This window comes from Pseudomonas sp. GW821-FHT01E05, assembly GCF_059422425.1.
In genome coordinates, this window is record NZ_JBWKWW010000017.1 from 32,058 (window position 1) to 46,719 (window position 14,662).

A 14,662-nucleotide genomic window follows, 5' to 3' on the forward strand; every position below is an offset into this window, starting at 1 on the left:
TCCTTGTTGTGACGGCTATCTGTTTGCCTTGTTCCCGACTTAACAAACGCGCCAGATCCTCGCCGTTTCAGAGCGTTGAGTCTTATCGCGTCTTTCAAGCATTCAGTTAGTTCAGCGCGACACCGAACAGGGTGCCGGTCGCAATGTCATGCAAGGCACGGCTCATGCTTTTCTCCTGGCAGTTGCAGGGCGGTGGGTGCCCTGCGTGTGATTAGTTAATGTATTAACGTTATAATTAATATGTTAACTATCGTCAAGCGCTTGTGGAGCACACGACAACTGGCTCTCGGTTTGAGGATGGCGCAGGATGTGTCCAGAATTGGACCGAAACAAAAAACAAGAATGAGAGCACTGTCATGACTGATCGCCAGCCGATCCCCAATATCAACATCGGCCAGGTCTACGACCAACGCTACAGCGATGCCGAGGTGCATTACGACAAACTGAGCAATCTGGCCGGGTTCTTTGGCCGCAACATGCCAGTGCATCGTCACGACCGTTTCTTTCAGGTCCATTACGTCAAAAACGGCGCGGTACGGGTCTACCTTGACGACCAGCAGTATCTGGACTCGGGGCCGATGTACTTCCTGACTCCGCCGACCATTCCCCACTCGTTCGTTACCGAGCCCGATAGCGAAGGCCATGTGTTGACGGTACGCCAGCAACTTGTCTGGGGATTGATCGAGGCCGATCCGAGCCTTGCGCCCGGGTTCCAGATCCCGCCGGTTTGCGTGGCCCTGACACGGTTGGCACCGGAGTTCGATGTGGAGGCCAGGCGTCTGGAGTTGCTGTTTGACGAGCTGCAAAGCGAAATCAACCAACAGCGTTCCGGGCGCGGGCCTGCCCTCGATGCCTTGACTCGTCTGATCGTTATCAGCCTGCTCAGGCTCTCCGCCAATTCGCTCGAGGCGAAACCTGCCAGGCATGAGGACCTGCAAATATTTCATCGTTTCAATGAACTGATCGAAACGCATTACCTGCAGCATTGGCCACTGTCGCGCTATGCCGACCGAATCGGTGTGACAGAAGCCCGTCTCAATGACGTGTGTCGACGGATCGCCGACTTGCCCTCCAAGCGCCTGGTGTTCGAGCGGTTGATGCAGGAAGCCAGGCGCCTGCTGTTGTTCACCGGCAACTCGGCCAACGAAATCTGCTATCAGCTGGGTTTCAAGGACCCTGCCTACTTCAGCCGGTTCTTCCAGCGATACGCACAAATGACGCCGGGAGAATTTCGTCGGCGGCAATCGGGCTTGCGATGAGGGGGGCATGACGCTGGTGCATTTAAATCAGCGGGGCTGGCGGGCGGGGTGCAGGGCAAGGTTTCATTGATGTTCCCGGTTGTCATTGTTCTGATGCGCTGAGCGCTTATCGCCCATCATGGCGATAGTCAGCGTCTTGAAAAATGGCTTTTACAAGGAATGAATTGCACTTTTCATGGATTTTTCTGCCCACTGCTCAATGAGCACAGCCCCGCCAGGCGACACTGGCGAGTCATCCGCATCTTTTGTCAGCAAGGCGAAATGGAAAGCCGTCAGCAGGCCCGTTTGGCCTGCGTCCGAGGGGGAGGGGGGGCGAAGATGAAGAACGTCAAGCCGTGATGAATGACTCCACGTTCAACTCACTCAACAAGGCTGAGGCGTCGTCTGCGCGTTGCTGGGGATGGTCGGGGTGGTCATGACGTGAGCATGCCCCTCTGCGTAGATATGAACCGTGCTTCCCAGCGCAGGAGCATGGATGCCAGAGCTGCGCACCGTTAACGTCCGGCTCGATGGCTGCCCACCGGCGGATGGAGATGGCACCTTCAGTTCCACCGTCAATGTGCAGGTATTGCCGCCAAAATCGAGCTCGGTAACGACCCCCCAACACCCCTCTGACTGCTCCTGGCCAGAGACCTGGCTGGATATCTGGAGCTGTTCGGGCCGCAACATGATCTGCGCCGCACCATATTGCGAGCTATCGCTGACGTGGATACGTCCCAGATCGCATTTGGCCCAACCCTCTTCGATCCAGGCAGGCATCACCACCGCGTCGCCCAGGAAAAGAGCGGTTTCCTCGTCACGGGGGCGCAGGTAAAGGTCCATGGGCGGACCGGCCTGAACCAGTCTGCCTTGGCGCATGACAGCCAACTGGTCAGCAAAGGACAACGCTTCGGCCTGGTCGTGAGTCACCAGAATAGTGGTGACACCGGCATCCGCCAGGAGTCGCGCCACCGTCTTGCGCATGGAGGCACGCAGACCGGTGTCCAGTGCAGAAAATGGTTCGTCCAGCAGCATCAGTCGAGGCCGTTGGGCCAGGGCGCGAGCCAGGGCTACCCGTTGTTGCTGACCACCCGACAGCTCGTGAGGCCAGCGCTGGCCCATGCGCGGGTCCAGGGCAACCATGTCCAGCAATTCCGCGACCCGCTCTTGTTTCGAGGCCGTATTGCCTGGGAGCCCGAATCCGATATTGGCGGCAACCGTCATGTGCGGAAAAAGCGCTCCGTCTTGCGGAACATAGCCAATAAGCCGCTGGTGGGCCGGCACCTCGGTGGTACTGTTGACCAACGTCTGGCCATTGAGCGAGATGCTGCCTGAGTCAGGAAACTCAAACCCGGCGATCATCCGCAGCAAGGTGGTTTTCCCCGAGCCGGACGGGCCGACAATGGCCGTGCGGCTGCCTGTAGGTACCGACAGGTTGACGTTCTCCAAGGCCGGCAGGGAACCAAAGGATTTGTAGATTGAAGTCAATTCAAGAGCGTTCATCGGCCTGCCGTGCGTTTGGATTGATGGTAAAGAAGCCCGGTCAACGGAAGCGAAAGAAGGATCATGATCAACGCGTAGGGTGCAGCGGCGGCATAGTCGATCTCACTGGTCATGGCCCAGAAACCGGTGGCCAGCGTGCGGGTGCCGTTGGGGGCGAGAAGCAGGGTGGCGGTCAGTTCATTGGTGATCGCCAGGAAGACCAGTGCAGCGCCAGCGGCTGCTCCTGGCGCCGCCAGCCGCATGGTGATAAGCCATAGCGCCTGGCTGGGCGAACGACCGAGACTACGGGCCATGTTTTCCAGTTCCACCGGCGCCTGGGCAATGCCGGCGCGCAAACTGACCAGCGCTCTGGGCAGGAACATCAGCAGATAAGCCAGTAGCACGGTGATCGTTGTCTGGTAAATCGGTCGGGCGAAATTGATCGTGATAGTCACCAGTGCCAACGCCACGACAATGCCCGGCAATGAACTGGTGATGTAGTTGCAGCTTTCCAGCACACGGTGCAGTCGCCCCGGTGAGCGGATGGAGAGCCAGGCGACAGGGATCGCCGCACAGGTAGCGATGATCGCGCCCGCGCCGGCCAGAATCATGGTCTGCTCCAAAGCCGGCAGGATATCGCTCATGCGCCAGACCTCTGCGCCGCCGGCCACCAGCCATCTGGCCAGGGTGATCAACGGCACACCGAGTGCCAGCGCACTGGTCACTATCGGCAGCAGCAATGCCATGGTTTTTTCCGTGCGATCGAGCCGCATGATCCGCTGCAGGCGCGCACTCCCGGACCCCACCCGTGCATAACGGGCCTTGCCGCGCGTTGCCGACTCAAAGGTCAACATGGCCAGGCAGCACAACGCGAGCACACCGGCCAGCATGTTGGCCGCAGGTCCGTTGAACGTGGACTTGAACTGGTCAAAGATCGCCGTGGTGAAGGTGTCGAAGCGGATCATTGCGTACAGACCGTATTCGGCCAAAAGATGCAGCCCGACCAACAAGGCGCCACCGCCGATGGCCAGACGCAACTGCGGCAGTACGACCCGGAAGAATACCGCCCAGGGCTTGAGGCCCAGTGATTCGGCGACATCTTCAATGGCCGGATCAAGGCGGCGTAGCGTCGCCGCAACGGGCAGGTAGAGAAAGGGGAAATAGGCAATAACCGAGACTAATACCCCGGCGAACAACCCATGAATCGGCGGGACCAGGCTGACCCATGCATAGCTGTGTACAAACGCCGGCACCGCAATGGGCGCGGTCGCCAACACAGACCACAGGCGCCGGCCTGGCAGGTCGGTGCGCTCGGTCAACCAGGCCAGGGCCACCCCAAGTGCGACGCACAACGGAATCGTAAACACCACCAGCAAAACGGTGTTGATCAGCAGCTCGGCGACTCGGGGCCGGAATACCAGCTCCCCGATGGACGCCCAACCGATCTGAAAGGAAACACCGATCACGAAAGCGAGCGGCAGCAGCGCCAGCAACGAGACCAGTATTGAAATGCCAACGACCCACGCGCCGCCGCTCCGGGAGCGGCGGCGTCGCAGGTGCAGGTGCGCTGGAATCGCCGAATCGGCGACTCCAGCAGGTTTTGAGACGATGACTGGCTCTGACATCAAATTACAGCAGCCCGGCCTGAGTCATCAGCTCGACAGCCCTTTTGCTGTTGAGTTTCGAGGCATCGACGAGCGGGGCGTCGAGTTCTTGCAGCGGCACCAGTTTCGGGTTGGATTGCGCATTCTGGCCAACAGCGTACTCGAACGATTTGCCTGTTTTCAGGATGCCCTGACCGTCTTTGCCGGTAATCCACTTCAGGAAAGCCTGGGCCTCTTCCTTGTGTTTACTGGACGCCAGAACGCCGCCACCGGAGATGCTGACAAAGGCACCCGGATCTTTATGTTTGAAGTAGTGCAGGGAGGTGTTCTTGCTGTTTTCGCCGGTCTTGGACTGGTCGACGAAGCTGTAATAGTGGTAGATCACGCCGCTGTCGATCTGGCCGGCATTGACGGCCTTCAGCACTGCGCTGTTACCGCGGTAAACGGTGGCATCGGCTTTCATCGCCTTCAGCCATTCCAGCGTTGCGGCTTCGCCTTTGAGCTCCAGTACTGCGCTGACGATGGCCTGGAAGTCTGCGCCGGCAGGCGATACGGCCCAGCGGCCTTTCCAGCTCGGGGACGCCAGGTCAAGCAAGGACTTTGGCAGATCGGCTTCGGCGAGCTTGCTTTTGTTGTACACAAATACGGTGGAGCGAGCCGCGATGCCGACCCACTTGCCATGGGCCGGACGATAGGCCGAATCCACTTGCTCAAGGGTGGTTGGCGCCACTGGCGTAAACAGCCCGGCATTGTCCACCAACACCATGGCTGGCGAGTTTTCGGTCAGGAACACATCGGCAGGGGAGGCGCTGCCTTCCTGCACAATCTGGTTGCCCATCTCGGTGTCATCGCCGTTGCGCACGGTGACCTTGATCCCGGTCTCACGGGTGAAGCCCTCTACCCAGGACTTGGTCAGGCTTTCGTGCTGAGCGTTGTAGACCACGATGCCGTCGGCGCTTGGAGCTGCATACACATGACCAGCGCTCAGGAGAGCGGTCGCCAGCAGTGCTTTTTTGAGGAAGGAAGGGATACGGACAGTCATTCTGTTAACAGCTCCAGCGGTTTTTCGAAATGTTATGGTCGGAGGTTTTGCATGGGTCGCTGCGATGAAGCTCGCAACCCACGTGGAACAATGCGAATCATTTGCATGTTTAATTCGCGTGGAATGTAGTGTGGCAAATGAGAAAAAAACGTCAAAATAACATTTAATAGATGTTATTTGCATTTAGATTAACGCCGCACGGGTCAGGGCGTGTCAAGGGGTTGCTGACGTTTGGAGTGTTGCTGCTCACGAGGTTGAGGTTTGGGGTCCAATTGTCTGCGCTATGGTCTGTCACAGTGGGCGATACGTAATGCGGTCGGTGTAAGCCGATTGCAGGTCCCGCTCCGGGATCTCCCAGATGATCAACCTGGGTGGCGTTTCTTTGAATGCGGGGTTGTTGAGGTAACTGTTTGCGGCGCCGGAGAACGCTCCACCATCTTTGGCAAAGTTACCCACGGAGGCGCCCAGTGCCAGCTGCAGGAACCCCGCGAAGTTGGAGTTGCGTGAAAAAGAGGTCCCGATGAGCGTGGTGTCAGGCAGGTTGGCATCACCAAAGAGGTCCAGCGCATTGTCAGGACTGTCGACTGGCGCAGCGGGAAGTTCGCTGATGCTGGTTTGGGCGACAATTTCGGGTTCGGGTTGCCATTTCAACGGCAGCCAGTCGATGCCTGCCAGATGGACCAGATCGCCGGGTCGCACTGCGCTCTGGGTGTGACTGACGTTGAACGACCGGTGGGGCATTGCGGTGATGCCCAGGGTCTTGAGGTGCTGCGCGATGGCATCGGCCGCAGCCTTCGCGCCAGACTCGCTCCAGTGCGTGTCGGTGCGCAAATAGGCATTGGCCCCCAGTGGCGTCAGCGCGTCGGTCAGGTCCAGATTCGACACGCCAGCCCCATTCAGCTTCGAGGTCCAGGCCTGGATACGTCCTTCCAGCGCGGCCGGGCGGTGCAGGGAGCAACGTTGCGCAGCGGCGATGCGGCTCTTGTCTGGAACGATGACCACCAGCAGGCTGATCCCGCCTCGGGCGAACTGCTGTTTCAGATCAATCACCGCCTGGGCTTTTCCATCGGCATTGCGCTGCGCTTGATGATTGACCTTGAGTTCATCGGCCAGAAACAGCCAGTCACGGCAGCCCGGACGAACCCTGGGCCCAGTGTCGCCGAGGAATACCCAACTGGCACCGCGCTCCAGCTCGGCGAACGTTGTGGGGACGGAAGCCTTCGACAGCTCCTTGGCGAACCGCTGGGTGATATCGCCGTCAAGAATCTGTTCGCTCAATAATTTCGCAGGTATCAGCTCGATTTTTCCTGAACCAATCAACCGGCCTGCGGACAGCAATCCTGCAAACAGGAATACCAGCAGGGCCAGGCCTGCCAGCGGGCTGGCGCGTGAAGCCAGATCATCTGGCTGAGTGGGGGCGGGGGTGTGCTCTGGGGGCGTCATCAGAATTGAAAGTACAGGAAGGGCACGGTTTCGCGACTGGCGATCAGTGCGAACGACAGTACGAAACCGGCGATGGGCCAAAGGGCGCTGACGCAGAGCGCAATACCGCCCAGTCGTTTCTCACAATAAGGGCCCAGCAGCGGTGCGAGGACACCGAACACACCCAGCAAGGCCGCAAGGCCGTGTACCGGGCGCAGTGTCGCGCGCAGTTCGTCTGCCAGAGCAATGCCCTGCAGGCCGAACTGCCCGGCATACAGGCGCAGCGCGCTGTGGAAATCGGGGGCGCGGAACAGTGTCCAGGCCAGGCATACGAACAACAGTGTCAGCCCATGGGAAAGCACCGGCGGTACAGGGGGCAGGGCAGAACTGTTCCAGGCACGATCAACACACAACGCAATGCCATGCGCGCAGCCCCAGAGCAGATAGTTCCAGCTATCGCCACCGTGCCAGAGGCCGGCGATGGCCATGATCAGGAGCAGGTTGCGGTAGGTTTTCCAGGGACCGTTGCGATTGCCGCCCAGCGGAATATACAGATAGTCACGCAGCCAGCTGGACAGCGACAGGTGCCAGCGCCGCCAGAAGTCCTGGATGCTGTTGGCCAGGTAGGGACGATTGAAATTCTCGGGAAAGTGAAAGCCCAGCATCAGTCCCAGACCAATGGCCATGGCGCTGTAGCCGGCGAAGTCGAAGAACAGTTGCAGGGAGTAGGCAAGGCAGCCAACCCAGGCGTCGGAGAAGCTGGGGTTCTGCAAACCGAACGCCACATCGACCACTGGCGACAGGGTGTCGGCCACCAGCACCTTCATGCACATCCCGACCATGAACCGGCGTGCACCCAGCGAGAAATTCTGCACCTTGAAGTAACGGCGTTGCAGCTCGCGTTGAACCCAGTCGTAGCGAATGATGGGGCCCGCGACCGAATGGCCGAACATCGAGATATAGGTGGCGTAGTTGAGGAAGCTGCGTTCGACCGGCACGGTGTGGCGATACACATCCACCAGGTAGGAAATCGCCTGCAATACGATAAACGACAGCCCCGCCGGCATGATGACCCGTTGCCAGTCCAGAGGCATGGCGCCGTACCAGGTGAGGGTCTCGTTCAATGTACCGGCGACGATGTTGGCGTATTTGTACCAGCAGAGCACCACGGTGTTGAGCACGATCAGTGTCACGAGTATCCGCACGCGGCCCTTGCCATCCTCCCGGGTCGCGTCGATCAGCAACCCACCGGCCCACGCCGTGATCGTCAGCATTACATGCAGTGCGAGGAACACTGGGCTCAACCAGCCATAGAACAGCCAACTGCCAAGCAGTAGCGTGACGTTGCGCCAGGCTGGCGGACTCAGCGCATAGGCGCACAGGAACAGCGGCAGGAACAGCGTCAGAAACTCGAGGGAGGCAAAGACCATGGTGGTGGCGCGATCCGGTTAGTGAGCCAGCGCGTCAGTCGCGGACAGCAGGTACGGGCCATTTGCGCCCGGCAGCAGCACAATGCTGTAGCGCTCGCCGGCCTTGAGCTGGCCCAGGCTCAGCGGAGCACCGACGTCGGCATGGGCACAGACCAATTGAACCGACAGGCTGACAGGGTTGATGGCGCGGCGTTGCACGCTGCCATTAGCCACCTCCTTGAACAGTTCGGCTTTCGAACCTGCGGGGCGCAAACCGGCTTGGGTGCAACCTGGATCCGCGTTGATAAACGCCAGTGAAGCTCTCAGGCTATTGAAATCGTCGGGCTGCTCACGGATGACTACCTGGCTGATACCTTGAGTGCTGTCTGGCAAGGCGATCACGGTGGCGAATTCACCCGCCGCGATCCGGATGTCCAGCGGCTGGTTTTTGCCGTCGCGTTCGAGGGTGCCCTTGATTGGATGGTCGGCAGGCACCGGCATGTAGTCGGATACGGCGTGCGGGCCCTCGAGCCTGAGACGTGCCTCAGAGTTCTCGGCCAGCAGTTGCAACGGTCGGTCGACGGCATTGATAAAGCGCAGGAAGGCCGAGTCCTGGGCCGGGCCCGTCGGGTATAAGGCAATGTCTGCGGCCTGGGCATGCAGGCTCAGCAACAGGGGCGCGAACAGGGCCCAGCCAAATGTCGGGCGGGTCATTTTACTGCTCCCTTGTTGCTGACACTGGCGGCAGGCAGTTTGGCCAAAGCACCGCCGATGGCAGCGCCCCATGATTGATAACCGGCGACGGTGAAGTGCTGCCCATCGGTGGTAACCCACTGCCCGGGTTTGGAGAGCGTCAGCGAGTCGATGTAGGTGCAAGGCGCCACGTTCGCGGCCAGAAACTGGGACATCAGCTGAGTGCGGGCATCGTTTTTCTGGTACATGCCACCGGCCTTGCCCCACGCCGGGCCAACCCAGGCGCAACGCGTTCCGGTGGCGCTGATGGCCTTGGCCAGGCTGGTGACGCTTTGCCACGCCCAGGCCTTGGGAAATACCGGTTTGTCATAGGACGCCATGGTGTCGCCGATGACCAGTACCACCAGGTCGGGCTTGTCGGCGGCAATCAGGTCCTGGATCGGTGTGGTGGTTGCCTCGCGCCCCTTGATCACTATCTTGTCGTTGCCTTTGCGCTCGGCACCGCAGTCGACCTTTTTGCTGATCAGCCAGTCGCCGGCGCTGGCACCGCAGGCACCGATGGAATGAACCTGGGCCCCTTGACGGGTCAGGTTGTCGTGCAGCGGCTCGAGCAAATGGTCCGCGAGGCTCATGTGACTCTCCCCCAGAACAAGTAGAGTCAGGCCGGCAAGTGCAGAAGTGGGCATCGAAAGCTCCAGAATGATCAGTTGGAATAAGGTGAGGTGTACGGGCTGACCGGCAGGTTCATGGGGCCGCTGATGTCCTCGAACTGGTAGCGCACAGACAAGGCGCCGCTGATTTGTTGATAGTCGTGGGCGTTGTCCAGACCCAGATTGGCGCCCAGCAGGAAGTTCGAAGCGACCTTGTATTGCGCCGCCGCGGCGAGGCTGTAACCGATCCCGGTTTTGTTTTGCGCTGCGTAGCGCAAGCCCGAGGCCGCCTGCAGGGCTTTGTCGGTAGGGAAATAGTCGGCACTGTCCTGCTCGAAATGCTGCACGCCGACTGACGTCTTGACTTGATACGTCAAGCGTCCGCTGCGTTGCGCCCAGGTCACCGGCACGCCCAGGGCGAAAAAAGTCTGCGGGCTGAAATAACCGCCGTGGCCAAAAGTGAAATAGTCCTGGTTGTTGGCGTAGCTCATGCCAGTCATGCTCAGGCCGGCAGTCAGCTTGCTGTCCGTTGCATTTTGCAGGTACCAGTAGACACCGCTGCCCAGTTCACTGCGGCTGTTGGATTCGACATGGTTGCCCATTAGCTGGTGCCAGGAGGCGTAGCCATAGGCGCCGACTTCGTTGTCGTCATAGCTCAACTGGCCACGCCCACCGTTGGCACTCACGCCGCCCCAGGACTGGCCACTGCGTTTGTCGGTGGTACCGGCAAACGAGGTAACGCTGTCGGTCACCGGACGCCGGGAAACGCTTACGCCGTAACGGACATTGGAGGTGTCGCTCAGGGGGCGGTCGACGCTGATGCCACCTGTAGCGGTGCTGTATTTGAAGCCCAGAGGGGTGGTGCCAATATCGGCTTTGAGCCCTTCAGCGGGCCTTTGAATGGCGACGGCGAGGCCGACACCCTGGGCTTTTTGCGAGCCGGCGCCGTCACTCTGCGCACCGTTGCCGAAACGCTGCAGCGACTCGCTGCTGGCGCTGCCCGCGTTCAGCGATACCGGCGTCACGCGCAGGGCGAGGCGGCTTTCATCCAGCGGAATATTGATTTCGAGCGGTGTTTCAACATCCGTCAGTTTGCTCAGTCCCGACTCACTGTTGTTGCTGCGAATGCTCAGGCCTTGAGTGACATAGGCGCTGCGCTCCTGGAGGATCTGATTGAGCGCCCGTTGCGCGGGGCTGATGTCCTCGCTCGCCAGGGCTTCGCGTGGCAGCCGTGACTCGAATGGATTGCTCGCCTGCTGCGCGCCTGGGGCGGCCCCGATGCCGGTGTTGTCGCGGGACGCAATGAGGACTGGCATCTCCTGAGCCGGCGGCGGAATCACTGCCCGTGAGGTCGTGCGGCTGACCTCCCTGAGTTGGCCCGGCCCCCCTGCAAAAGGGTTGGACGCAACCGTCGAAGCTGCCAGTTGGGTGCCTCGATCCCGGCGTTTCTCGCTCTGTTCGATGGCCACCGCTTTGCGCAGCAGATCAGCGGCCATGCCGGTCTTGCCCATGTTCTGGTAGAGGCGGGCGGCCTCAGTCAGCGTTTGAGGGTTACCGGATTCGGTCTTGAGCAGCTGTTGCAGCGCCTGTTCTGCAAATGCAGTGTCATGTGCGAGCAGGGCCGCGTTGGCAGCCCCCAGCAGCAGTTGCGGGTCGTTTGGCTGGCGCTGCAACAGCGGCTTGTAGAGCTCGAAGGCTTTTGCCGTGTCGCCGTTGGCCGAGTACATCCGCGCCAGGGCAGAGACCGCAGCGCTGTCACCGGGGCGTTGCGCCAGCGCGGGCGCCAGCGTGTCATAGGCGCTGGCCAGATCGCCTCGTTCACGCAACTGGTCAGCCTGACGGATGCGATAGAGATAAAGCAGGTCGTCGAAACGCTTGCGAGTCGACGCGTTCAGGGGCCGGTTCTGCAGGTCGCGCAGAATCGTGTTGACCTGTGAGTCTTCTCCAGCTCTCAACAGGACCGTAGCGTATTGCAGGATAAAGTCTGCCGTGGGGGCCGTGGCTGTTTGCATCTGGCTGCGCATGAGGGTCAGTGCGCTGCTCGGGTCACCGACCTCGACATAGGCTGAAGCCAGGCTCGTCGTGCGCTCCGGGCTGTTGCTGGCCATCGGCTGAATGCGGTCGAGCAATGTCAGGGCCTCCTGGCGCTGCCCGCGCTTGCCCATCTCGATTGCCTGGCTTAGTTGCAGGTTGAGGCTGACATCAGCGGCCAGCGCTTCCATATCCGGGGTGCGCTGGTCGGGACGTAAGCGTCCCAGGGTCGTCTGAGCGGCTTTCCATTCACCCATCTGGACCGACAGCAAGGCGCTGACGTAAAGCGCATCGGCATTGTCGGGGTGGGCCTGGAGCATGGAGTTGATCAGCTCCCGAGCCTTTTGCGGCTCTCCCATCGCCAGGTTCAAGCGTGCCAGGGCGAAGCGTGTCCAGATGTTGTCCGGCTCGTACCGCAGCGCATCCTGCAAGGCGTTGCGCGCGGCCGGCAGGTCGTTGCGTTGTTCGGCGAGAGCGGCCAGTTGCGTCGAGCGCAAGGCTTGCAGGCGTCCCGACTGGCCGAGCTTCGCCTGTTGGACTGCTGGCAAGGTCTGGATCAGTTGCAGGGCTTCATCGCCCTTGCCGCTCTTGAGCAGAACATTGACCAACCCTTCCAGCGCCTGAGGATCGTCACGGCGCTGGCTCAGTACCAGACGATAGTTGCGTTGTGCATCATCGAGCTGACCCTCCCGGGCCTGGATATCGGCCAGGGCAAGGCGGGCGTCCGCCCCGTTCGGGGTCAGGCGCAGGGCCTGGCTGACCAAGGCCTGTGCCTGGGCTGTCTGGCCTTTGGCCTGGGCGTCCCGAGCCTGCTGCAACGCAAACCAGTAGCGGACTTCTTGCAGAGCTGCCTGCCACTGGCTGCCGTCACGTTGTCGTGCGGCCTGACTCAAGAGTTTTTCCGCTTCGTCCAGTCGGTGTTGCTGCTGGCGGATAACCCCAAGGCCACCCAACGCGTCAGCATCATCGGGCCGGGTGTTCAAGCGCGCCTGAAAAGCCTGTTCGGCCGTGGCCTGGTCACCTTCTTTGAGTGCCTTGAGGCCGCGCGCCACTTCAGCGGGCGGTTGCCAGCCCTTGTTGTCTGTCGCGCTCAGCCGTTGCTTGCCCTTGTTCATCTGCGAGCGGATTTCCTGGTCATCCGGATGAGTCTTGAGGTAGGCCTCGAACAAAGGCAGTTGCGTGGCATTGGGCGGGCCGATCCAGGTCAGCGCCAGGCGCCAGCTTTCGTCTGCATCACCGGCGATGTCGGTACGCTGGGTCAGCCCGGCCAGGGCGCGGATGCCCTCGGCACGGCTGTCTTCATGGCGTACCAGATGCTTGGCGTAAAACAGCGCGACGATCGAGTCGTTAGGCATTTCGCGTTGCAGGCGCTGAAATCCGCTTCGCGCTTCAGACCAGTCGGCCTGATTGAACGCAAGGTTGTTGTAGTACTCGCGGCCGATCTTGCCTTGAGGTGGACGGCCATCGAACAGTTGGCGAAACACGGCGGTCGCTTTGTCGCGTTCGCCGGCATCGACGAGGCGGCGAGCCTCTTCCAGACGCTGCTGGTTCTGCGGTTGTGCCAGGGCTATATCCTGTGCCAATTGCAGTGCCAGGCGAGGTGTCGGCTGGATCGCCTCCAGACGGGCGAGGTATTGCTGCGCCTGCTGTGGCGTGTTCAGTTGCACACCGATCAGGCCCAGGCCATACAGTGCGTCCACCTGGACAGGGTCCAGAAGCAGGACTTTCAACCAGACTTCCGCCGCGCGTTGAGGGTTGTCATGCAACTGCCAGTAATGCCCTTGCTCGACAAGCAATGTCTGTGGCGTCGGGCTTTGAGCGTGGGCAACAGCGGCCGTCCACGCGCTCATGGCGACGATGGCTAGCGTGCGGTGGTGCGCGTACATGCGGTCTCCCAGGAGAGTTTCAGCGTTCCGTCTTCCCGGAATCGATAGTGTTTGTCTGCCCAGCCGAGCGCGAACAGGCTGAGCATGAAGTTGTAGTAAAGCGGGGGGCCGTCAGTGACATCAGGTTTGGCCAGCGCTTCTCGCAAGGTCTGTTCCACACGGCGCCGTTGCTGATTGGCCAGCCGGGGTTGGCCCTTGGCCTGAAAGTACGGAATCAGTGCCGCGGAGAATCCGAAAGGGCCCTGACCCTGAACGTTGCCCTGGAGAACCTGGACTGTTTCCGGTGGGACCCCCGTCGCGACTGTACTGCGGGCCATACCGTCCAGCCGATTGAGCAGGGGCCCTGCCAGTGGTTCGGTCGCGTCGCTCATGCCCAGCCAGAGGTACACGCGAATAGCGTCATAGCTGCCCGTTTCGCCCTTGAACGGGTCGCTCACGAATACGCCCGATTGCGCTGAGTCCCCTTGATAGCCGACCCAGTCCGCAACGAAACCGCGCGGGCTTGATTGACGAATCATCTTGGCGGTGTTGTCGGCTATGGCTAGCCAGGGACCGGAAGGTGCTTCCTTGGCCAGCCGCCGCAACAAGGGCAGGGGCAGGTAGCTGGGATTCAGACGCCAGAGCTGGTCCGGCTGGACGAAGCCCACCGGCCCAGGCAATACCATCGGGCCCAACCCGGGCAACCTGACGACCAATTGCGCCTCGATCGTCGCCATCAGCTGCAGGGCGTCTTCGCGATAGTCCGGCCGGTGCCACAGACGTGCTGCTTCAAGCAGGGCGTAGGCGAACCACAGATCAGCGTCGGCGGCCGAGTTGGCGTCCTGCAGGAGCCATTGACCGTCCGTGCCTTGCCCCCATAACCAGCCTGGCAGTCGCGTGGCGATGGTTGCACCGGCGAGGTTGGCGGTGGTCCAGCGCCATAGTTTGTCGAAACGTTGCTGATCGTTGCCGATCAGTGCGAAGAGCATGCCGTAGGACTGACCTTCAGAGGTGCTGTGATTCTTCTCCAGGCTGGACTCCAGAACCCGGCCGTCGGCCTGGACGAAGCGCGTTGCATAGGTTTGCCACAGTGGCCAGGCCGGTTGCTCGCAGGATTTTCCCGCCGCCATCGCCGGAGCCAGCAGAGCGAGCGCAAGCGTGGCGCTCAACCTGCGCACAGTGCTGCGCAGGCAAGCATTCCGGGGGCTCATGGTCGATGGCGGCAT

General features: G+C 60.9%; 10 protein-coding genes. 1 reads left to right on the forward strand and 9 read right to left on the reverse strand.

Features of this window, described 5'->3' with window-relative positions; all coding sequences use genetic code 11:
• Positions 1-356 precede the first annotated feature (356 nt).
• Entirely contained in the window at positions 357-1,259 is a 903-nt protein-coding gene (gene hpaA, locus AC07W5_RS27310; protein ID WP_495024660.1) for a 4-hydroxyphenylacetate catabolism regulatory protein HpaA, read from the forward strand.
• 363 nt (positions 1,260-1,622) lie between these two features.
• On the opposite strand, the gene AC07W5_RS27315 is transcribed toward hpaA, so the two are convergent.
• From AC07W5_RS27315 to bcsZ, 9 genes are all read right to left on the reverse strand, one after another.
• Positions 1,623-2,741, reverse strand: a complete 1,119-nt coding sequence (locus tag AC07W5_RS27315; protein ID WP_494991210.1) for an ABC transporter ATP-binding protein — start codon at positions 2,739-2,741, stop codon at positions 1,623-1,625.
• The gene (locus AC07W5_RS27320; RefSeq protein WP_495024661.1) at positions 2,738-4,345 is read right to left on the reverse strand and encodes an ABC transporter permease; all 1,608 of its coding nucleotides are present in this window, start codon (positions 4,343-4,345) and stop codon (positions 2,738-2,740) included. The genes AC07W5_RS27315 and AC07W5_RS27320 overlap by 4 nt, the downstream gene beginning before the upstream one ends.
• A 4-nt stretch (positions 4,346-4,349) precedes the next feature.
• Entirely contained in the window at positions 4,350-5,366 is a 1,017-nt protein-coding gene (locus tag AC07W5_RS27325; protein ID WP_495024662.1) for an iron ABC transporter substrate-binding protein, read from the reverse strand.
• Positions 5,367-5,657: 291 nt separating this feature from the next.
• Positions 5,658-6,809 carry an alginate O-acetyltransferase AlgX-related protein gene (locus tag AC07W5_RS27330; RefSeq protein WP_495024663.1) on the reverse strand — a complete coding sequence of 384 codons (1,152 nt, stop codon included), beginning with the start codon at positions 6,807-6,809 and terminating at the stop codon, positions 5,658-5,660.
• A complete protein-coding gene (locus AC07W5_RS27335) occupies positions 6,809-8,218 on the reverse strand; it encodes an MBOAT family O-acyltransferase (protein WP_495024664.1) in 1,410 nt (469 codons plus the stop codon). The genes AC07W5_RS27330 and AC07W5_RS27335 overlap by 1 nt, the downstream gene beginning before the upstream one ends.
• An 18-nt stretch (positions 8,219-8,236) precedes the next feature.
• Positions 8,237-8,911 (reverse strand): alginate O-acetyltransferase AlgF, encoded by a 675-nt coding sequence (locus tag AC07W5_RS27340; RefSeq protein WP_495024665.1) that lies wholly within the window; start codon positions 8,909-8,911, stop codon positions 8,237-8,239.
• Positions 8,908-9,576, reverse strand: coding sequence for an SGNH/GDSL hydrolase family protein (locus AC07W5_RS27345; RefSeq protein WP_495024666.1), 669 nt, complete (start codon positions 9,574-9,576; stop codon positions 8,908-8,910). The genes AC07W5_RS27340 and AC07W5_RS27345 overlap by 4 nt, the downstream gene beginning before the upstream one ends.
• Positions 9,577-9,593: 17 nt before the next feature.
• Complete coding sequence (locus AC07W5_RS27350; protein ID WP_495024667.1) at positions 9,594-13,457, reverse strand: cellulose synthase subunit BcsC-related outer membrane protein; 3,864 nt, start codon at positions 13,455-13,457, stop codon at positions 9,594-9,596.
• Entirely contained in the window at positions 13,433-14,662 is a 1,230-nt protein-coding gene (bcsZ, locus tag AC07W5_RS27355; protein ID WP_495024668.1) for a cellulose synthase complex periplasmic endoglucanase BcsZ, read from the reverse strand. Before bcsZ ends, AC07W5_RS27350 begins: the two co-directional genes overlap by 25 nt.

Bases quoted from the DNA above. Each gene is read 5' to 3' on its own strand.
- AC07W5_RS27325 (WP_495024662.1), bottom strand. From the start codon at position 5,366: ATGACTGTCCGTATCCCTTCCTTCCTCAAAAAAGCACTGCTGGCGACC.
- AC07W5_RS27345 (WP_495024666.1), bottom strand. From the start codon at position 9,576: ATGCCCACTTCTGCACTTGCCGGCCTGACTCTACTTGTTCTGGGGGAG.
- AC07W5_RS27320 (WP_495024661.1), bottom strand. From the start codon at position 4,345: ATGTCAGAGCCAGTCATCGTCTCAAAACCTGCTGGAGTCGCCGATTCG.
- AC07W5_RS27340 (WP_495024665.1), bottom strand. From the start codon at position 8,911: ATGACCCGCCCGACATTTGGCTGGGCCCTGTTCGCGCCCCTGTTGCTG.
- AC07W5_RS27350 (WP_495024667.1), bottom strand. From the start codon at position 13,457: ATGTACGCGCACCACCGCACGCTAGCCATCGTCGCCATGAGCGCGTGG.
- AC07W5_RS27330 (WP_495024663.1), bottom strand. From the start codon at position 6,809: ATGACGCCCCCAGAGCACACCCCCGCCCCCACTCAGCCAGATGATCTG.
- hpaA (WP_495024660.1), top strand. From the start codon at position 357: ATGACTGATCGCCAGCCGATCCCCAATATCAACATCGGCCAGGTCTAC.
- AC07W5_RS27315 (WP_494991210.1), bottom strand. From the start codon at position 2,741: ATGAACGCTCTTGAATTGACTTCAATCTACAAATCCTTTGGTTCCCTG.
- bcsZ (WP_495024668.1), bottom strand. From the start codon at position 14,662: ATGCCGCCATCGACCATGAGCCCCCGGAATGCTTGCCTGCGCAGCACT.
- AC07W5_RS27335 (WP_495024664.1), bottom strand. From the start codon at position 8,218: ATGGTCTTTGCCTCCCTCGAGTTTCTGACGCTGTTCCTGCCGCTGTTC.